The sequence below is a fragment of the Nonomuraea sp. B5E05 genome (assembly GCF_039880665.1).
Classification (GTDB): Bacteria; Actinomycetota; Actinomycetes; order Streptosporangiales; family Streptosporangiaceae; genus Nonomuraea.
Genome location: NZ_JBDPMJ010000021.1, coordinates 87,486 through 105,854 on the forward strand (window position 1 = coordinate 87,486; position 18,369 = coordinate 105,854).

The window sequence follows — 18,369 nt, forward strand, 5'->3', positions numbered from 1 at the left end:
CGTCCGCACCCCGTACACTCTGTGCCGAACACCGCAGGTAGGGAGTCCATCATGAGCAGGTCGTGGCGTGGCCTCATCGAGGAATACCGAGAGCGTCTTCCCGTGACCACGAAGACGCCCGTCGTCACGCTGCTCGAAGGCGGCACGCCGCTGGTGCCCGCGCACCGCGTCTCCGCCCTGACGGGGTGCGACGTCTACCTCAAGGTCGAGGGCGCCAACCCGACCGGCAGCTTCAAGGACCGTGGCATGACCATGGCCATCAGCAAGGCGGTCGAAGAGGGCGCCAAGGCGGTCATCTGCGCCTCCACCGGCAACACCTCGGCCTCGGCCGCGGCCTACGCCGTCCGCGCCGGGCTGACCTGCGCCGTGCTGGTGCCGCGGGGGAAGATCGCCATGGGCAAGCTGGCCCAGGCGCTCGTGCACGGCGCCACGCTGCTGCAGGTCGAGGGGTCGTTCGACGACTGTCTCGAGATGACCCGCAAGCTGTCGTCCAACTACCCGATCGCGCTGGTCAACTCGGTCAACCCGTACCGGCTGCAGGGGCAGAAGACGGCGGCGTTCGAGATCGTCGACACGCTGGGCGACGCCCCCGACATCCACTGCATCCCGGTGGGCAACGCCGGCAACATCTCGGCCTACTGGATGGGTTATCGCGAATACGCCGACGACGGGGTGGCGACGAAGCGGCCGCGCATGCTCGGCTTCCAGGCCAGCGGGGCGGCGCCCATCGTGGCGGGAGCGCCCGTCACCCACCCGCACACGATCGCCACCGCGATCCGCATCGGCAATCCGGCCTCCTGGTCGCTGGCCACCTCGGCCCGTGACGAGTCCGGCGGGGCCATCCAGGCGGTGACCGACCGGCAGATCGCGGCGGCGTACAAACTGCTGGCGCAGGAAGAGGGCGTGTTCGTCGAGCTCGCGTCGGCGGCCAGCGTGGCGGGCCTGCTGCAGGCTCACGCGCAGGGCATGGTCGAGCCAGGGCAGCGCGTCGTCTGCACGGTCACGGGCAACGGCCTGAAAGACCCCGACTGGGCCATCTCGGGCGCGCCGGCGCCCGTGGTGATCCCCATCGACGTCCACGCCGCGGCGGCGGCGCTCAACCTCGCCTGACGCCACACCAGGGCGCGGGGACACGGGGGAAGCGAGGAATCATGAGGCAAACGTGAGCACTGTTCAGATCCGCGTGCCCGCCACATCGGCCAACCTGGGGCCGGGCTACGACACGCTCGGGTTGGCACTGAGCCTGCACGACGAGGTCGAGGCCGCGCTCACCGAGGAGCCGGGGGTCGCCGTCACCGTCGAGGGCGAGGGCGCGGGTGAGGTCGACCTCGGCGAGGGCCATCTGATCGTCAAAGCCATGCGCACGACGTTCGCCCGCGTGGGCGTGCCCCAACCGGCCGGGATCCGCCTGCGGTGCCGTAACAGGATTCCGCACGCCCGCGGGCTCGGGTCGTCGTCGGCGGCCGTGTGCGCGGGCATCCTCGCCGCGCGGGCGCTGGCCGGCGTGACAAGTTTCTCCGACGACCAGGTTTTCGCGCTGGCCACCGAGATGGAGGGCCATCCCGACAATGTCGCCCCCTGCCTGGCAGGCGGGCTGACCGTGGCCTGGTGCGACCACACGGGGGTGCCGCGTATGGTGAAACTAGCTCCCGACGAGCGCATCCGTCCGGTGGTCGTGGTCCCGTCGACCCGGCTGTCCACAGAGGCCGCACGGGGGCTGCTGCCGAAGGACGTGCCCCACAAGGACGCCTCCTTCAACGCCGGCAGGGCCGCGTTGCTGATCGCCGCGCTGACCCGACGGCCCGAGCGAGAGGTTCTGCTCGCCGCGACAGAAGATCGGCTCCACCAGCCTTACCGCGCGCCTGCCATGCCGGAGAGCGCGGATCTGGTAGAACGTCTCCGTGCGGTGGGTGTGCCCGCGGTCGTTTCGGGAGCGGGTCCCGCGGTTCTTGCGTTCTCCACATCGGATTCGCAGGATTTGATCGCGCCAGAAGTGGGTAATGACTGGCACATCCAGCAAATGGACGTCGACCCGGTTGGTGCGAACGTTCAGTTCCCCGAGACACGCTGATGCCTCTTTAGACCTTCAGGGAATAGCCGTGTGCGCTGGTGATGTTAGGCTGATAGCCGCACCAGATGCCCCCTTGGTGGGTGCGTGCTTGTCAGCCACACATCGCTGCATCATGCTTCACGTCGCGAGGCGTGAGCAGCGCGGCTGTCTCCCCGGAATCCGTTGCCTCCGGTTGGCCCACACCCGGTTGGCTCAACGCGAGGTGGCGACGACGGGGACCTGCGCGTTCGAATCATCTCGACATCTGGTTGGCGACAGCAATCTGGGGGGTGTCAGCCACGCGCCACGGTCCTGTGGCGGCCTGGACGAGCCCCTCCCCAAGAGTGGCGGCCGTCTCCAGCGACAGCCGAAGATCGCAGAGTGCACCCCGACCCGGTCTGTCCCGCCGGATCGCAAGCACCTCCGGGACGCCCGGCAGAACAAAACCGGCGCCCGACCCCTGGGAAGGACCTTTTAGTTGAGCGACACCACCGAACTCCTCTCCGACGCATCAGGCGCTGAGCCCGCGTCCGGCGACACCCCCACCCGCGCCCCGGCCAAGCCGCGTGCGCGTCGCTCCGGCACCGGCCTGTCCGCCAAGGTGCTGCCCGAGCTGCAGAAGATGGCGGCCGAGCTGGGCATCAGCGGGACCGGGCGCATGCGGAAGAGCCAGCTCATCGCGGCCATCCAGGAGAAGCAGGGTGGCGGTTCCGGCGAAGGCGCATCGGCTCCCGCAGCCGCGTCCGAGGCTTCTGCTTCGGCCCCGGCGGAGGCGACGCCCGCCGCGGAGCGACCCACCCGGACGCGCAGGGAGCGGTCGCGCAAGACCGCGGAGGAGCCCGCACCGCAGGCCGCCCAGCAGCCCGCCGCCGCCGAGCCCGTGGCCGCGAACTCCGCGAGCCCCGTGACCTCCGCCGCGCCCGAGCCTGTCGCCGCCCCGGCCGAGCCGCTCGTCGAGCAGCAGCAGGCGCAGCCCGCGGAGACCGGCCAGAACGACACCCGCCCTGAGCGTTCCGAGCGCGGCGAGAGCCGCCGCGAGCGCCGCAGCCGCGGCGAGCGGCGCGACAGGGGAGACCGCGGCGACCGGGGAGACCGCTCCGGCGGCGACCGGTCGGAGAGCAGCCGTGACGGCGGTCGTGACGGCCGTGACGGCGGTCGTGACGGTCGTGACGGTCGTGACGGCCGTGACGGCGGCCGTGGCGACCAGCGCGGCACCGACTCGGGCAACCGCGGCGACCAGCGCAACGACCAGCGCGGCGGCGATGACGACGAGCGTGGCGGGCGCGGGCGCAGGGGCCGCTTCAGGGAGCGCAACCGTGGCCGTGGCCGCGACCGCTTCGACAGCGGCGAGCCGGTCATCGGCGACGACGACGTGCTCATCCCGATCGCCGGCATTCTCGACATCCTCGACAACTACGCGTTCGTCAGGACCAGCGGCTACCTGCCCGGCAGCAACGACGTCTACGTCTCGCTCGCCCAGATCCGCCGCAACGGCCTGCGCAAGGGCGATGTCATCACCGGCGCCGTGCGCCAGCCCCGCGAGGGTGAGCGGCGCGAGAAGTTCAACGCTCTGGTCCGCCTTGACACCGTCAACGGCATGGACCCCGAGCAGGCCCGCAACCGGCCCGACTTCAACAAGCTGACGCCGCTCTACCCGCAGGAGCGCCTGCGCCTCGAGACCGAGCACAACATCCTGACCACGCGGATCATCGACCTCGTGTCGCCGATCGGCAAGGGCCAGCGTGGTCTCATCGTCTCGCCGCCGAAGGCCGGCAAGACGATGGTGCTGCAGTCCATCGCCAACGCGATCACCCGCAACAACCCCGAGTGCCACCTGATGGTCGTGCTCGTGGACGAGCGGCCCGAAGAGGTCACCGACATGCAGCGGTCGGTCAAGGGCGAGGTCATCCACTCGACCTTCGACCGTCCCGCGGAAGACCACACCACGGTCGCCGAGCTCGCCATCGAGCGGGCCAAGCGCCTGGTGGAGCTGGGCCACGACGTGGTCGTCCTGCTCGACTCGATCACCCGCCTCGGCCGCGCCTACAACCTGGCGGCCCCGGCGTCCGGTCGCATCCTGTCGGGTGGTGTCGACTCCACCGCCCTTTACCCGCCCAAGCGTTTCTTCGGCGCCGCCCGCAACATCGAGAACGGCGGCTCGCTGACGATCCTCGCCACGGCCCTGGTCGAGACCGGGTCCAAGATGGACGAGGTCATCTTCGAGGAGTTCAAGGGCACCGGCAACATGGAGCTCAAGCTCAACCGCTCCCTGGCCGACAAGCGCATCTTCCCCGCGGTCGACGTCGACGCGTCCGGCACGCGCAAGGAAGAGATCCTCATGGCCAAGGAAGAGCTCCAGATCGTCTGGAAGCTGCGCCGGGTGCTCCACGCGCTCGACATGCAGCAGGCGCTCGAGCTGCTCCTGGAGAAGATGAAGGAGACCAAGTCCAACGCGGAGTTCCTCCTGCAGGTCCAGAAGACCACGGTGAGCAACGACCGCGACTGACGGCCTTCGGCCGGCGGTGCGTCACGTGAGAGGCGGTCGGGGTTTCCCCGCCGCCTCTCGTGGCGTTTGCGAGGTACGAGCGAGGGCCCGGGCCTGACGGTCACCGGCCCGCGCCCGCCGAGCGTGATCGGGAATCCCTGATGGCCTGGGATGGTTGCACGATCTGGCACACTGGTAGCTGACCATTTTGCGGTTCCGGTTCACGCCCCCTGCGATAGGGCGACCCGGCGGCCGCAGCCCGAAAGGACAGCGATGAAGCGCGACATCCACCCCGAATACCACGTGACGCAGGTGACCTGCTCCTGCGGCAACACGTTCACCACGCGGAGCACCGCGAAGAACGGCGTGATCCACGCCGACGTGTGCTCGGCCTGCCACCCGTTCTACACGGGCAAGCAGAAGATCCTCGACACCGGCGGCCGAGTGGCTCGCTTCGAGAAGCGCTTCGGCAAGAAGCCCGCGGGCAAATAGCTCCACCGACGCCGGCCCGGACGCACCCCGGTGCGCCGGGTCGGCGTTGTCGGTTGCGACGCCCCAACCCACGACGAAGGACGCACGGTGAATCTCGACGAGTTGCTCAAGGAGTATTCCGAGCTGGAGCTGCAGCTTGGAGATCCCGCCGTGCACGCCGACCAGCACAAGGCCCGCACTCTCGGCAGGCGCTACGCCCAGCTCACGCCGATCATCGGCACCTACCGCGAGCTCGAGTCGGTCCGCGAAGACCTGACCGCCGCCAAAGAGCTGGCCGGCGAGGACGAAACGTTCGCCTCCGAAGCGGCCGAGCTCGAAGAGCGCGTCCCCCAGCTGGAGGAGCGGCTCAGGCACCTGCTCATCCCGCGCGATCCCAACGATGACAAGGACATCATCATGGAGATCAAGGCGGGCGAGGGCGGCGAGGAGTCCGCGCTGTTCGCGGGCGACCTGCTGCGCATGTATCTGCGCTACGCCGAGCGGCTCGGCTGGAAGACCGAGATCATCGACAACCAGCCCTCCGACCTGGGAGGCTACAAAGACGTGACGGTCGGCATCAGGGCCAAGGGCGACGAGGGCGTGTGGTCCAGGCTCAAATACGAGGGCGGCGTGCACCGCGTGCAGCGGGTGCCCGTCACCGAGTCCCAGGGCCGCATCCACACCAGCGCCGCGGGCGTGCTGGTCTACCCCGAGGCGGAGGAGGTCGACGTCCAGATCGACCCCAACGACCTGCGCGTCGACGTCTATCGCTCAAGCGGCCCTGGCGGCCAGAGCGTCAACACCACTGATTCCGCGGTCCGCATCACCCACCTGCCCACCGGTGTCGTCGTCTCGTGCCAGAACGAGAAGAGCCAGCTCCAGAACAAGGAGTCGGCCCTGCGCATCCTGCGCGCGCGGTTGCTGGCCATCGCACAGGAGGAGGCCGACGCCGCCGCCCAGGCCGAGCGCAAGTCGCAGGTCCGCACCGTCGACCGCTCCGAGCGCGTACGCACCTACAACTTCCCGGAGAACCGCATCTCCGACCACCGGGTCGGCTTCAAGGCGTATAACCTCGACCAGGTTCTCGACGGCGAGCTCAACGCCGTCACCCAGGCCCTCATCGACGCCGAAATGGCGGAGAAGCTCGCACAACACTCATGACATTTCTGCTGGACGAGATCGCCCTGGCCACTGCCCGGCTGGCCGAGGCAGGTGTCCCCTCACCGCGCACCGACGCTGAGGAGATCGCGGCGTTCGTCCACGGCGTGCGCAGAAGCGAGCTCCACACGGTCAAGGACGCCGACTTCGACGCGCTGTTCTGGGAGGGCGTGGCGAGGCGCGAGGCCCGCGAGCCGCTGCAGCACATCACCGGCCACGCCTACTTCCGCTACCTCGAGCTGGCGGTCGGGCCCGGCGTGTTCGTGCCGCGGCCGGAGACCGAGGTGATGGCCGGCTGGGCGATCGAGACGCTGCGCGCGATGGACGTCACCGCCCCTCTGGTGGTCGACCTCGGCACCGGCTCGGGCGCGATCGCGCTCTCCATCGCCCAGGAGGTGGCGCTGGCCGAGGTCCACGCCGTCGAGGTCGACCCCGGGGCGTACACCTGGGCCAAGCGCAACATCTCCGAGCACGGTCAGGGCCGCACCCACCTGCACCCGGAAGACCTCGCGGAGGCGCTGCCCGAGCTCAACGGCAAGGTCGACCTGGTCATCTCCAACCCTCCCTACATCCCGCTCGGCGCGATCCCGCGCGACCCCGAGGTGCGCGACTACGACCCCACCCGCGCCCTCTTCGGCTCCGGCGACGACGGGCTGGGAGAGGTGCGCGCGGTGGAGCGTACGGCCCGCCGCCTGCTGCGCCCCGGCGGCTGGGTGGCCGTCGAGCACGCCGACGAGCAGGGCAGGGCCGTCTACCTGACGTTCCCCGAGGACAACGGCTGGCGTGACGTACGCCTGCGCCAGGATCTCACCAGACGAGACCGCTTCGTCACGGCCCGCCTGGGCCAGGACTAAGATGCACGCCAGCGGCCCGGCCTTCTCCCGCACGACGAGAGAGAGCGAAGCCACCGAACGAGTTGAGGGGAGGAGGCCTCGAGAGCGCCGCTCGTAGCCGAGCGGAGCGAGGCAACGAAACCGTGGGAAGACGCTTTGACTGCTCCGACCTCGAGCAGCGGACCGAAGGACTGACGGAGGCGGCGGCCGCCGTACGCCGTGGCGAGCTCGTGGTGCTGCCGACCGACACCGTCTACGGCCTCGGCGCCGACGCATTCACCCCGGCGGCGGTCACCGCACTGCTCGACGCCAAGGGTCGGGGCCGTGATATGCCGCCGCCGGTGCTGGTGGGCACCGTCAGGGCCGCCACAGCGCTCATAGACGACCTGGGGCCCTATGGGCAGGACCTGATAGACGCCTTCTGGCCGGGGCCGCTCACGCTCGTCTGCAAGGCCAACAGGGCCCTTTCCTGGGACCTGGGCGACACCAAGGGCACGGTGGCCGTCCGCATGCCGCTCCATCCGGTCGCCCTCGACCTGCTCAAGGAGACCGGGCCGATGGCCGTCTCCAGCGCCAACCGCTCCGGCGCGCCCGCCGCCACCACGGCCGAGGAGGCGGAGGAGCAGCTCGGAGAGTCGGTCGCCGTCTATCTCGACGCCGGCAAGACCACCGACCAGACGCCCTCCACCATCCTCGACCTCACCACGGCCGTGCCCAGGATGTTGCGGCGAGGGGCGATCCCGGTCGAGAAGCTGCGCGGCATCATCGGCTACGTCGCCACCGACGACTGACGTATACCGGCTGCTTATTCCGGCTGCGGTCGCGCTCGCGCCAAATTACGGTGAGGCGCGGAGCGGCTGCCATCGAGAAACCTGCTCGCCAGACTGCCGCCCCGCTGTCGTTCCCGGCCACCGCCGTGGCGGCAGTCCACGTGACGGGTTTCTCATCGGACGTCGGGAGTGGCCCATGGGCAAGTTCGACGGCATGGATCCCAAGCTGGTCCGTGACCTGCTGGCCGAGGCGAAACACGCGGCCGCGGAGATGCGCAAGGTCGAGGACCAGGTCCGGCTCACCATGAACCGGGCCGGGCTCTCCACCCAGACGACCCACCGTCCCGCCCAGATCGCCGACGCGGTCGACACCATGATCAAGGACGTCAACGTCCGGCTCGGGGTGCTGGAGAAGCGCGCCGATCCGCCCGGGACGGGGGCGGGCGCCTCCGAGGACCCCAAGGGGGTTCGCGGGGATCGGGAGCGGTACGAGAATCCGCGCGCCGACGACAAGACCGACAAGGTCCCCCCGAAGACGGCCGACGATCCGCCGAAGACAGGTGACGCTCCTCCGAAGGCGGCCGACGATCCGCCGAAGACAGGTGACGCTCCTCCGAAGGCGGCCGACGATCCGCCGAAGGCGGCGGATGATCCGCCGAAGAGTGGCGATGCTCCTCCCAAGACGGGCGACGATCCGAAGGGTGACGCTCCGAAGACCGACCAGGACAGGGGGGTCGGTAAGGGCGACACCGACGTTCCGAAGGGCGAGGAAGCCCCGAAGAGCTGCGAGGAGCCCCGTACGGGCGACCAGCCCAGGACAGGCGACAGCGCGAGAACCGGTGACGAACCCAGGACGGGTGACCAGCCGGGGACCGGTGACGAGCCCCGGACGGGTGACCAGCCCAGGGGGGATGACCGGTCCGGGACCGATCCCGGCGGGAACGGCTGCGACGACGACAAGGGCACCGGCAACGGCACAGGTCAGGACACCGGCACGGATAGGGACACCCGGCCCGATCAGGACGCCCGGACGGGCGATCAGCCTGTCGGCATGCCCAAGGACGACGAGTTGGACAGCAGACGCGACCGCGGTGCCGAGGCCGAGACCGGCACGAGGGACGACCCGTCCGACACTCCGGCCCAGAACGGGCAGGGTGTGAACCAACCGCAGGTCGTGGTGGTCGACGGGGTCAAGGTGTTGCAGGTGCCGCTCGACCCGCCCACCGCCGAGCAACTCGAAGACCTGCTGGAGAACACCGACAAGGTGGTCCCGGCCGAGATGCCCCGGCCGCCGGAGAACGACACCACCGCCGCCTCCAACGTCAACGCCTGGGCGAACGACGGCAGCGACGTGGTCTCCGCCGGCACGACCCCGCCCGGCCAGGACGCCCTGAAGGCCGTGGTGGAGCACCACCGTGACATCCGGCCGCTGGACATGCCGGGAGTCGAGGTTCCGGCGGGTGAATACGGCAGGGGTGAGTGGGCCGAACGCGACATCCGCCCTGACGGCCCCGCGGGCTCCGTCGACCCCGGCCGTCCGAGCACCGGCGACGCGACCACCCCGCCGTCGGGCGACTCCGCAGGAGGCAAGGACGGCACCTGCGCCCCCGGCACCGGAGAGCAGCCGGGTGGCACGGGCAGGACACCAGGCGACACAACTCCGGGTGACGGTGGGACGACGGCCGACAGACCAGCGGGGGACGAACCAGGCCAAGGTACGCGTGACGGTCAGGACACGGGTGGTCGCGAGGCCGGAAACCAGGGCGACCGAGGAGCCGGCGACCAGGAGGCGGGAGGCCAAGGAGCCGACAGGAGGGGGGAGCAGGGCGAACCCGTGAGGATCCCGCCGACGAATCCCTCGGTCGACCCGCCCGATGGCAACTCCACCGGCAACTCCACCGGCAACTCCACCGGCACCCCGGCCACGACGGCCGTCGCTGACTCCGACCCCGGCCGCGCAACGGGACGGGGTGACGGGACGGCGACCGTGTACGGCCCGGAACCACGTCAAGCGGGTGGTACGGGTCCGGCCTACACGGTGCAGATCGCCTACGGCACTGAGCCTGCTCACGGCACCGAGCCTGTCTACGGCAGCGAATCATCCCGGGCCGAGCCGGCCTACGGCAGTGCGGGGGCGGGCGACGGCGGCGACGTGGTCTCCGTGAACGTCACCCCGCCCGACCTTGACGCCCTCAGGACGGTCATCGAGCACCACAGGGACATCCAGCCCGCCGACATGCCCTCCGTCGCGGTCCCGCCGGGTGAGTACGGCGAGGGCCGGTGGGCGCCCGAGGACATCAGGCCGGACGGCCCGAGCGGCTCGGTCGATCCCGGTACGCCGGAGAGGAGCGCGTGATGTACGTCGACCCGCCCGCCCCCAAGGCCAAGCAGCGCGACGAGACCCCGCCCATCAGCTCCACGGGCCCCTTGGACGACCCGCAGCGGGCCTGGGAGTTCAATCCCGACTACCAGCGCCTGGTCGTCGCATGGAACACCGTCCTGCCCCAGCTGGAGGCGCTCAGAAGGGTCCTGGACAAGGCGTACGCCCTGGCCAAGAGCCCGCAGACGTGGGATGCCCCGGTGGGCGAGCGCTACGTCAAGGACATCCGTGAGTGGCGCACCAGGCTGTCGGTCTACCGGCATGCCGTGCTGACCGCGATCAGCGACGAGGCCGCCGACACGCCGAGGTGGATCCAGACGACGGCCAACGCCCCGCACGCCTTCCAGTGACGGGGTGCGCTTGCACGTCTGGTCGTTCCTCTGCCGCGACATGCGGCCAGCGCGGACGAGCAGGCGCACCGGCCGCTCGCCGTCCGGATCGGACGGGGGCTTTCGCCCATCGCGGGCGCATCCCTGAAAGAACGGATTCCGGGCATCACCTCTCTATGGGAGAAACGGACATCAGGTCGTACAGTGGGGAAATGGGTGCGGAACCCTACTACGGTCCCGACTTCGGGCTGCTGCGCCGGCAGGACCCCGAGCTCGCGCAGGTTCTGCTCGACGAGCTCGAACGCGTGCGCGGCGGGATCCAGCTGATCGCGAGCGAGAACTTCACCTCGCCCGCCGTCCTGGCCGCGCTGGGCTCCACGCTGACGAACAAGTACGCCGAGGGCTACCCGGGCAGGCGCTATTACGGCGGTTGCGAGGTCGTCGACCGGGCCGAGCGGCTGGCGATCGAGCGGGCGTGCCGGTTGTTCGGGGCGGAGCACGCCAATGTCCAGCCCCACTCGGGCGCCTCGGCGAACCTGGCCGCCTACGCGGCGCTCCTCCAGCCGGGCGACACCATGCTGGCCATGGCCCTGTCGCACGGCGGCCATCTCACGCATGGCTCCAAGGTGAACTTCTCGGGAAAATGGTTCGACGTCGTGTCGTACGGGGTGCGTCGTGACAACGAACTCATCGACTACGACGAGGTGCGGGATCTGGCGCTGCGGCACCAGCCGAAGCTCATCGTGTGCGGCGCGACGGCGTACCCGAGGCTGATCGACTTCGCGGCCTTCCGCGGCATCGCGGACGAGGTGGGGGCGTGGTTGCTGGCGGATGTGGCGCACCCGATCGGGTTGATGGCGGGCGGTGCGATCCCGTCGGCGGTGCCGTACGCGGACGTCGTGACCTTCACCACGCACAAGGCGCTGCGCGGTCCGCGCGGCGGCGCAATCCTGTGCACGGGGGAGCTGGCCGCCAGGATCGACCGGGCGGTGTTCCCGTTCGTCCAGGGCGGGCCGCTCATGCACGTGGTGGCGGCCAAGGCGGTGGCGTTCGGTGAGGCGATGCGGCCGGAGTTCGCCGGCTACGCCAGGAAGGTGATCGCGAACGCGCGGGCACTGGCGGAGTCGCTGGACGCGGAGGGCATGCGGGCCGTGTCCGGGGGCACTGACACGCACCTGGCGCTGATCGACCTGCGCGGGGTGGGGGTGTCGGGCGTCGAGGCGGAGCGGAGGTGCGCGGCCGCGGGCATCACGCTCAACCGCAACGTGATCCCGTACGATCCCGAGCCGGCGGCCGTGACCTCGGGGATCCGGGTCGGTACGCCGTGCGTGACGACGCAGGGCATGGAGCCCGAAGATCTGAAGGAGCTGGGGTCCCTGGTCGCCAGGGCCGTGCGCGATCCGGGCAGCGCGGAGGAGGTCAGGGCAAGGGTGACGGCCCTGCTCGCCATCCATCAGCCATATCTCAGCGAATTTTGAGCGGGTCTGTGTCGTTTTCCGGTCACAGCGGGCCGGAGCATCCGGGAAACTAGGTTCGTGCGCGAATACCTTTTCATGGCGCTCATCTCGGCAGCGGTGACCTACCTGCTGGTGCCTCTGGTGCGCCGCTTCGCCATCGGCATCGGCGCCATGCCCGAGGTTCGCGAGCGCGACGTGCACACCACGCCGACGCCCAGGCTGGGCGGCCTGGCGATGTACGGCGGCCTGGTCGTCGGACTGCTGGTGGCCAGCAGGCTCACCCACACGGGCGCGGCCCTGGCGGAGTCCGACGGCGACGCCGTCACCGCACTGATCGTCGCGGGCGGGCTCATCACGGTCACGGGCTTCCTCGACGACTGGTGGGGCATGGACGCCTTCGTCAAGCTCGCCGGGCAGATCGCGGCGGCCGGCGTGCTGGTCTTCTTCGACCTGCGGCTCCTCTACATCCCGCTGCCGCAGGACTGGGGCGGCTCCACCAGCCTCGACTACACGCTCAGCACCGTCATCACGATCATGGTCGTGGTCGTGACGATCAACGCGGTCAACTTCGTCGACGGGCTCGACGGCCTGGCGGCGGGGGTCGTGTGCATCGCGGGCATGGCCACCTGGGCCTACTCGATCTTCCTGGCCGAGGAGATCAGCGGGGGCCGCATCACGACGACGGCCGCCATCGCCGCCGTGCTCATCGGCGCGTGCCTGGGTTTCCTGCCGCACAACTTCCATCCGGCGAAGATCTTCATGGGCGACACGGGGGCCATGCTCATCGGCCTCGTGCTCGCCTCGTCGATCGTCACCGTGACGCCGCTCGACCCGGCGATCATCGAGGGCATGAACCGGTTCGGCGTGCTGCTGCCGCTGCTCGTCCCGGCCGCGGTGCTGGTGCTGCCGCTGGTCGACCTGATCACCGCGGTGGTGCGGCGCACCTCGCGCGGCCTGTCGCCGTTCGCGCCCGACCGCGGCCACCTGCACCACCGGCTGATGGACATCGGCCACTCGCACCGCAGGTCCGTGCTGATCATGTACGCGTGGGCGTTCCTGTTCGCCTTCGGCATCGTGGGCATGTCCACGATCGGCGTGCCGGTCCTGCTGTTCCCCGTGGTCATCGTGCTCGCGCTGGCCGTGCTGGTGCTGATGGCCCTGCCGCGCTGGCGGGGCAGGGGCGGGGCGCACACGGCATCGCGCGACGACCCCGACGACGACGGCCCGCCCACGGGGCCGATGCCGCCGATCCCGCCGGAACCCGAGGTCAGGCGGCGGATGCCGCCGCCGGGAGACGGCTCGCCGCAGGGCCGCTCGACGGCCGAGGGCAATTCGGTCATTCCTGCCCATCCGGGGCGTTCGTGATCGCGAACTAGAAACGGCAGGTAAAAGCGGTCTTCTGTGAGCTTGTGATATCTTTCACGAGCAGGGACTCCAGACGCACCGGTTCTGGAGGTAGCAAACGCTCGCTTGACAACAGGCTGATGGAGCACCAATGCAGGCCAATGACGTGCGCGTCCTCAAAAGCGCCGCGATTCCGACCTCTGTGGTTGGGGTGGTCGCCGTGCTGGTCGCTTTCCTGACGGCGGGCGGCAAGGGAGCGCTCGGCGCGGCCATGGGCGCCCTGCTCGTCGGGATCTTCTTCAGCATCAGCGTCGTCGTGGTGTCCTACGCCGCCCGCGTCTCCCCGCAGATGATGGCGATCGCCGCGATGGTGAGCTATCTCGTCAAGGTCCTGGCCATCATGGCCGTGTTGTCGGCCTTCCGTGACACCACGGCCTGGAACACCCAGGCTTTCGCGTGGTCCGTGGTGGTCTGCACCCTCGTGTGGACGGGCTTCGAGGTCCGCGCCTTCATGAAGACCAAGATGCTTTACGTCGACCCCGAGGCCGGAGTTCCAGGAAAGGGCGACGCATGACGCTCCTGCCTGGACGGGGTCCGATATGACTAGTCCGCTGTTCGCCTGCTATCGTCGGGCCCGCGATGAGCGCACAGGAACGCCGACCCGAAGAAGACGGTCGCGACTTCGCCGACGCCATGTGGTCAGTCCCCAGCTCACTACTCGCCGGGATGGCTATCTACGGCGGCCTCGGATGGTTGCTGGACCGGTGGTTGGACATGTCCGCGTTCTTCCCCATAGGCGTGGTCCTGGGGGTTGTGCTCGGCGGCTACCTGGTCTACCGGAAGTTCGGTCGCTAGCCCGGAGCAGCAACCGCTTCGCTGAGGAAACTCTTGTGATCCACTACGACGTTGAAGGGAACGCCGCGTGAATGCGCTGACGGTCCTCGCTCCCGCTGGCGATCAATTCGGGGCGCCTACGCCAGACGAGTTGTTCAACCTGCCTCCCATCATCCCCGGGGTCTACTGGTTCACCAAGCCGGTGCTGCTGGCCATCATCAGCGCCATCCTCGTGGTCGGCGTGTGCTGGGCGGCTTTCGCCAAGCCCAAGCTTGTGCCGAGGGGCGTCCAGAACGCCGTCGAGCTCGGCTACATGTTCGTCCGCGACCAGGTCGCCCGGCCCTTCCTGGGCAAGGACGCAGACCGGTGGATGGGCCTGCTGGTCAGCGTGTTCTTCCTGGTGCTGGTCTGGAACCTCATGGGCGTCGTCCCGGTGCTCCAGTTCCCCGTCGCCTCGCACATCGCCTTCCCGGCCGTGCTGGCCCTCCTGATCTACGGCCTCAAGATTTACCTGGGCGTCAAGCACCAGGGCGGCGTCGGCTACTTCAAGAACATGATGTTCCCGCCCGGCCTGCCGAAGCCGATCTACTTCCTGCTGGCCCCGATCGAGTTCCTGTCGAACATGATCATCGCGCCCTTCACGCACGCGGTGCGACTGTTCGCGAACATGTTCGCGGGCCACATGCTGCTGGCCTTCTTCAGCATGGTGGGCTTCTGGTTCCTGTTCGAGAAGCTGACCCCGCTCGGCGCGCCCATCGGCGTCGTGGGTGTGGTGATGACCATCCTGCTCACGGGCCTGGAGATCTTCATCCAGTATCTGCAGGCGTTCCTCTTCGCGATGCTGGCCGCGATGTACATCGGCGGCTCCCTGCATCCCGATCACTGAGAACCACAGACCGGATTAGTCCAGACCGGTGAGACTCCGCTTCACCGGCCGTCCAGTAAAGGAAAACAGCAATGAGCGTTCTCGCTGAGGTCTCCGGCAACGTCACCGCCATCGGTTACGGTCTCGCCGCCATCGGCCCCGGCATCGGCGTCGGCATCATCTTCGGTCAGGGCGTGCAGGCCATCGCGCGCCAGCCCGAGGCCTACGGCCTGATCCGCCAGAACATGCTCCTCGGCTTCGTCCTCACCGAGGCCCTCGCCCTGATCGGCCTGGTCGCGCCGTTCATCTTCCAGGGCATCGGCGCGTCCTGACGATCCCCACCTGACGAAAGGCTGCATCCATGACTATGGCAGCTACGCTCCTCGCTCAGGAGGAGGGCGCCAACCCCCTCATCCCGCACACGTACGAGCTCGTCGTCGGCATCTTCTCCTTCCTCGTCGTCCTCTTCGTGGTCGGCCGGATCCTCGTCCCGCGCATCCAGAAGACGCTGGCCGAGCGGACGGACGCCATCGAGGGCGGCATCAAGAGGGCGGAAGAAGCGCAGGCCCAGGCGCAGGTCCTGCAGCAGGAATACCGCGACCAGCTGGCCGAGGCCAGGCAGGAGGCGGCCAGGCTGCGCGAGGAGGCTCGCGAGCAGGCCGCGCAGATCAAGGCGGAGCTCCGCGAGGAGGCCCAGGCCGAGGCCAGGCGTCTCGTCGAGGCCGCGCACGCGCAGATCGAGGCGGACCGCCAGGCGGCCTTCGCCCAGCTCCGCGCTGAGATCGGTCGCCTGTCGACCGACCTGGCCGGCCGCATCGTCGGCGAGTCCCTCGAGGACGAAGCCCGGCAGAGCCGCATCGTCGACCGGTTCCTCGACGAGCTGGAAAGCTCCAACGCGCAGGCGGTGCGTTAATGAGGGGCCTGAGCAGGGCGTCGCTGGCCGAGGTCGAGGAGCGCTTCAACGCGGTCGCCGGCAGTGCCGACCTCGGCACGCTCTCCGACGAGTTGTTCGCGGTCGCGGATCTGCTCGACCGCGAGCACGGCCTGCGCCGTGCCCTGTCCGACCCGTCCAGGCCGGGCGAGCAGAAGGCGGGCACGATCCGCTCGCTGCTCGACGGCAAGGTCAGCGAGGCGGCGCTCGCCACCGCCGAGACCGCGGTCTCGGCGCGGTGGTCGCGCGCCGGTGACCTGGCCGACGTGCTCGAACGGCTCGGCGTCGCCGCCGCTGCCGCGGAGGCGGAGGGCCAGTCACGGCTCGACGAGGTGGAGGACGAGCTCTTCCGCTTCGGCCGCATCGTCGCCGCCAACCCGGAGCTGCGCCGGGCACTCACCGACGCGGGTGCGCCGGCGGCCGGCAAGCAGGAGCTGCTGAGCCGGCTGCTCGACGGCAAGGTCGCCCCCACGAGCCTGCGCCTGATCAGCCAGCTGGTGCTGCACCCGCGGGGGCGTAGCCTGGAGTCAGGCCTCGAACAGGTCGGTCAGCTCGTGGCGGAGCAGCGCCGGCGCCTCGTGGCGGTGGTGCGCACGGCGGTCGAGCTGACCGACGCGCAGCGCGAGCGCCTCATGGCGTGGCTGCGCACCTCCTACGGCCGTGACGTGCACCTGAACGTCGAGGTGGACAAGCGAGTGCTCGGTGGGTTCTCGGTCCGCATCGGCGACGAGATCATCGACACCACCATTGTGGGACGAATCGAAGAAGTCCGCCGCCGGTTGGCCGGCTAAGGCGAATAGGGAGACAGAGTAGAGATGGCGGAGCTTACGATCCGGCCGGACGAGATCCGGGACGCGCTTGAGCGCTTCGTCCAGGCGTACGAACCGGAAGGCGCCGCGCGCGAGGAGATCGGGACCGTCGTCGACGCCGGCGACGGCATTGCCCATGTCTCCGGCCTTCCCTCGGCGATGGCGAACGAGCTGCTCGAGTTCGAGGGTGGCACGCGCGGTCTGGCACTTAACCTCGACACCCGCGAGATCGGTGCCGTTATTCTGGGCGACTTCAGCGGCATCGAGGAGGGCCAGACGGTCCGCAGGACGGGCGAGGTCCTGTCCGTGCCCGTCGGCGACGACTTCCTCGGTCGCGTGGTCGACCCCCTGGGCAACCCGCTCGACGGCAAGGGCGCCATCCAGGCCGAGGGCACCCGTGCCCTCGAACTGCAGGCCCCCTCGGTCGTCCAGCGGCAGCCGGTGAAGCAGCCGCTGCAGACCGGCATCAAGGCGATCGACGCCATGACGCCGATCGGCCGCGGCCAGCGCCAGCTGATCATCGGCGACCGCGGCACCGGCAAGACGGCGATCGCGGTCGACACGATCCTCAACCAGCGCGAGGCCTGGGCGTCGGGCGACCCCGAGAAGCAGGTGCGCTGCGTCTATGTCGCGGTCGGCCAGAAGGGCTCGACGATCGCGCAGGTCAAGGCCCGCCTGGAGGAGGCCGGCGCGCTCGAATACACCACGATCGTGGCCGCCCCCGCCTCCGACCCGGCCGGCTACAAATACCTTGCCCCCTACACCGGCTCGGCCATCGGCCAGCACTGGATGTATCAGGGCAAGCACGTTCTGATCGTCTTCGACGACCTGACCAAGCAGGCCGACGCCTACCGCGCCGTGTCCCTGCTGCTGCGTCGCCCTCCGGGCCGCGAGGCCTTCCCCGGCGACGTCTTCTACCTGCACTCCAGGCTCCTGGAGCGCTGCGCCAAGCTCTCCAACGACATGGGCGGCGGCTCGATGACGGGCCTGCCGGTCATCGAGACCAAGGGCAACGACGTGTCGGCGTTCATCCCGACCAACGTCATCTCCATCACCGACGGCCAGTGCTTCCTCGAGACCGACCTGTTCAACGCGGGTGTGCGCCCGGCCATCAACGTCGGCATCTCGGTGTCCCGAGTCGGTGGTTCGGCGCAGGTCAAGGCGATGCGCAAGGTCGCGGGCACGCTGAAGCTGTCGCTGTCGCAGTATCGCGACCTGGAGGCCTTCGCGGCGTTCGCGTCCGACCTCGACGCGGCCTCCAAGGCCCAGCTCGAACGCGGTCAGCGCCTGGTGGAGCTGCTCAAGCAGCCCCAGTACGAACCGTTCCCCGTCGAGCGCCAGGTCGTGTCGGTGTGGGGTGGCACCACGGGTGAGCTCGACGAGGTGCCGGTCGACGACGTGCGGCGTTTCGAGACGGAGTTCCTCGACTTCCTGCAGTCCTCGCACAAGGGCATCCTCGACACCATCCGCGAGACCAACGAGCTCACGGACGACACGGTGACCTCGCTCAAGGACGCCATCACGGAGTTCAAGAAGGGCTTCACCACCTCCTCGGGCGAGCTGCTGGTCAAGGACGAGCCGGTGGCGCCGCTGGAGGCCGAAGAGGTCGGCCAGGAGAAGATCAAGAAGGTCGTCCGTCGGGCGGAGAAGTAG

The 18,369-nt window shown here is 69.4% G+C and carries 18 protein-coding genes; all 18 read left to right on the forward strand.

The window, feature by feature from the left end; all coding sequences use genetic code 11:
• Positions 1-51: 51 nt before the first annotated feature.
• The 18 genes from thrC to atpA all read left to right on the forward strand — a co-directional run bounded on the left by thrC (position 52) and on the right by atpA (position 18,369).
• The gene (gene thrC, locus ABGB01_RS32540) at positions 52-1,110 is read left to right on the forward strand and encodes a threonine synthase (RefSeq protein WP_347777355.1); all 1,059 of its coding nucleotides are present in this window, start codon (positions 52-54) and stop codon (positions 1,108-1,110) included.
• Positions 1,111-1,162: 52 nt separating this feature from the next.
• Positions 1,163-2,071 (forward strand): homoserine kinase, encoded by a 909-nt coding sequence (gene thrB / locus ABGB01_RS32545; RefSeq protein WP_347777357.1) that lies wholly within the window; start codon positions 1,163-1,165, stop codon positions 2,069-2,071.
• Positions 2,072-2,528: 457 nt separating this feature from the next.
• A complete protein-coding gene (gene rho, locus ABGB01_RS32550; RefSeq protein WP_347777359.1) occupies positions 2,529-4,556 on the forward strand; it encodes a transcription termination factor Rho in 2,028 nt (675 codons plus the stop codon).
• 252 nt (positions 4,557-4,808) lie between these two features.
• Entirely contained in the window at positions 4,809-5,027 is a 219-nt protein-coding gene (rpmE, locus tag ABGB01_RS32555) for a 50S ribosomal protein L31 (RefSeq protein ID WP_132518486.1), read from the forward strand.
• Positions 5,028-5,114: 87 nt separating this feature from the next.
• The gene (prfA, locus tag ABGB01_RS32560) at positions 5,115-6,167 is read left to right on the forward strand and encodes a peptide chain release factor 1 (protein ID WP_347777361.1); all 1,053 of its coding nucleotides are present in this window, start codon (positions 5,115-5,117) and stop codon (positions 6,165-6,167) included.
• Positions 6,164-7,018 (forward strand): peptide chain release factor N(5)-glutamine methyltransferase, encoded by an 855-nt coding sequence (gene prmC, locus ABGB01_RS32565; protein ID WP_347777363.1) that lies wholly within the window; start codon positions 6,164-6,166, stop codon positions 7,016-7,018. Before prfA ends, prmC begins: the two co-directional genes overlap by 4 nt.
• Positions 7,019-7,140: 122 nt before the next feature.
• Positions 7,141-7,788 carry an L-threonylcarbamoyladenylate synthase gene (locus tag ABGB01_RS32570; protein ID WP_347621765.1) on the forward strand — a complete coding sequence of 216 codons (648 nt, stop codon included), beginning with the start codon at positions 7,141-7,143 and terminating at the stop codon, positions 7,786-7,788.
• 175 nt (positions 7,789-7,963) lie between these two features.
• Positions 7,964-10,123 (forward strand): hypothetical protein, encoded by a 2,160-nt coding sequence (locus ABGB01_RS32575; protein ID WP_347777365.1) that lies wholly within the window; start codon positions 7,964-7,966, stop codon positions 10,121-10,123.
• Positions 10,123-10,497, forward strand: a complete 375-nt coding sequence (locus tag ABGB01_RS32580) for a hypothetical protein (RefSeq protein ID WP_347777367.1) — start codon at positions 10,123-10,125, stop codon at positions 10,495-10,497. The genes ABGB01_RS32575 and ABGB01_RS32580 overlap by 1 nt, the downstream gene beginning before the upstream one ends.
• Before the next feature lie 191 nt (positions 10,498-10,688).
• Entirely contained in the window at positions 10,689-11,954 is a 1,266-nt protein-coding gene (gene glyA, locus ABGB01_RS32585; RefSeq protein ID WP_347777369.1) for a serine hydroxymethyltransferase, read from the forward strand.
• A 57-nt stretch (positions 11,955-12,011) separates the two neighbouring features.
• On the forward strand, positions 12,012-13,298 hold the full coding sequence (locus ABGB01_RS32590) for an MraY family glycosyltransferase (RefSeq protein ID WP_347777371.1): 1,287 nt from the start codon (positions 12,012-12,014) through the stop codon (positions 13,296-13,298).
• A gap of 199 nt (positions 13,299-13,497) precedes the next feature.
• A complete protein-coding gene (locus ABGB01_RS32595; RefSeq protein WP_347777373.1) occupies positions 13,498-13,851 on the forward strand; it encodes a hypothetical protein in 354 nt (117 codons plus the stop codon).
• A 119-nt stretch (positions 13,852-13,970) separates the two neighbouring features.
• Positions 13,971-14,132, forward strand: coding sequence for an AtpZ/AtpI family protein (locus tag ABGB01_RS32600; protein ID WP_347621982.1), 162 nt, complete (start codon positions 13,971-13,973; stop codon positions 14,130-14,132).
• A 130-nt stretch (positions 14,133-14,262) separates the two neighbouring features.
• Positions 14,263-14,997: a F0F1 ATP synthase subunit A gene (atpB, locus tag ABGB01_RS32605; protein ID WP_347777375.1), complete on the forward strand. Its 735-nt coding sequence runs from the start codon at positions 14,263-14,265 to the stop codon at positions 14,995-14,997.
• Between the two features lie 71 nt (positions 14,998-15,068).
• Positions 15,069-15,308 (forward strand): ATP synthase F0 subunit C, encoded by a 240-nt coding sequence (gene atpE, locus ABGB01_RS32610; protein ID WP_157249910.1) that lies wholly within the window; start codon positions 15,069-15,071, stop codon positions 15,306-15,308.
• Positions 15,309-15,343: 35 nt separating this feature from the next.
• Entirely contained in the window at positions 15,344-15,889 is a 546-nt protein-coding gene (locus ABGB01_RS32615) for a F0F1 ATP synthase subunit B (protein ID WP_201761528.1), read from the forward strand.
• Positions 15,889-16,698 (forward strand): F0F1 ATP synthase subunit delta, encoded by an 810-nt coding sequence (locus tag ABGB01_RS32620; protein ID WP_347777377.1) that lies wholly within the window; start codon positions 15,889-15,891, stop codon positions 16,696-16,698. Before ABGB01_RS32615 ends, ABGB01_RS32620 begins: the two co-directional genes overlap by 1 nt.
• Positions 16,699-16,722: 24 nt before the next feature.
• Positions 16,723-18,369 (forward strand): F0F1 ATP synthase subunit alpha, encoded by a 1,647-nt coding sequence (gene atpA, locus ABGB01_RS32625; protein WP_347777379.1) that lies wholly within the window; start codon positions 16,723-16,725, stop codon positions 18,367-18,369.

Coding starts and splice junctions, on each gene's coding strand:
- thrC (WP_347777355.1), top strand. CDS start 52: ATGAGCAGGTCGTGGCGTGGCCTCATCGAGGAATACCGAGAGCGTCTT.
- rpmE (WP_132518486.1), top strand. CDS start 4,809: ATGAAGCGCGACATCCACCCCGAATACCACGTGACGCAGGTGACCTGC.
- prmC (WP_347777363.1), top strand. CDS start 6,164: ATGACATTTCTGCTGGACGAGATCGCCCTGGCCACTGCCCGGCTGGCC.
- ABGB01_RS32575 (WP_347777365.1), top strand. CDS start 7,964: ATGGGCAAGTTCGACGGCATGGATCCCAAGCTGGTCCGTGACCTGCTG.
- ABGB01_RS32580 (WP_347777367.1), top strand. CDS start 10,123: ATGTACGTCGACCCGCCCGCCCCCAAGGCCAAGCAGCGCGACGAGACC.
- glyA (WP_347777369.1), top strand. CDS start 10,689: ATGGGTGCGGAACCCTACTACGGTCCCGACTTCGGGCTGCTGCGCCGG.
- ABGB01_RS32600 (WP_347621982.1), top strand. CDS start 13,971: ATGTGGTCAGTCCCCAGCTCACTACTCGCCGGGATGGCTATCTACGGC.
- atpE (WP_157249910.1), top strand. CDS start 15,069: ATGAGCGTTCTCGCTGAGGTCTCCGGCAACGTCACCGCCATCGGTTAC.
- ABGB01_RS32615 (WP_201761528.1), top strand. CDS start 15,344: ATGGCAGCTACGCTCCTCGCTCAGGAGGAGGGCGCCAACCCCCTCATC.
- ABGB01_RS32620 (WP_347777377.1), top strand. CDS start 15,889: ATGAGGGGCCTGAGCAGGGCGTCGCTGGCCGAGGTCGAGGAGCGCTTC.
- atpA (WP_347777379.1), top strand. CDS start 16,723: ATGGCGGAGCTTACGATCCGGCCGGACGAGATCCGGGACGCGCTTGAG.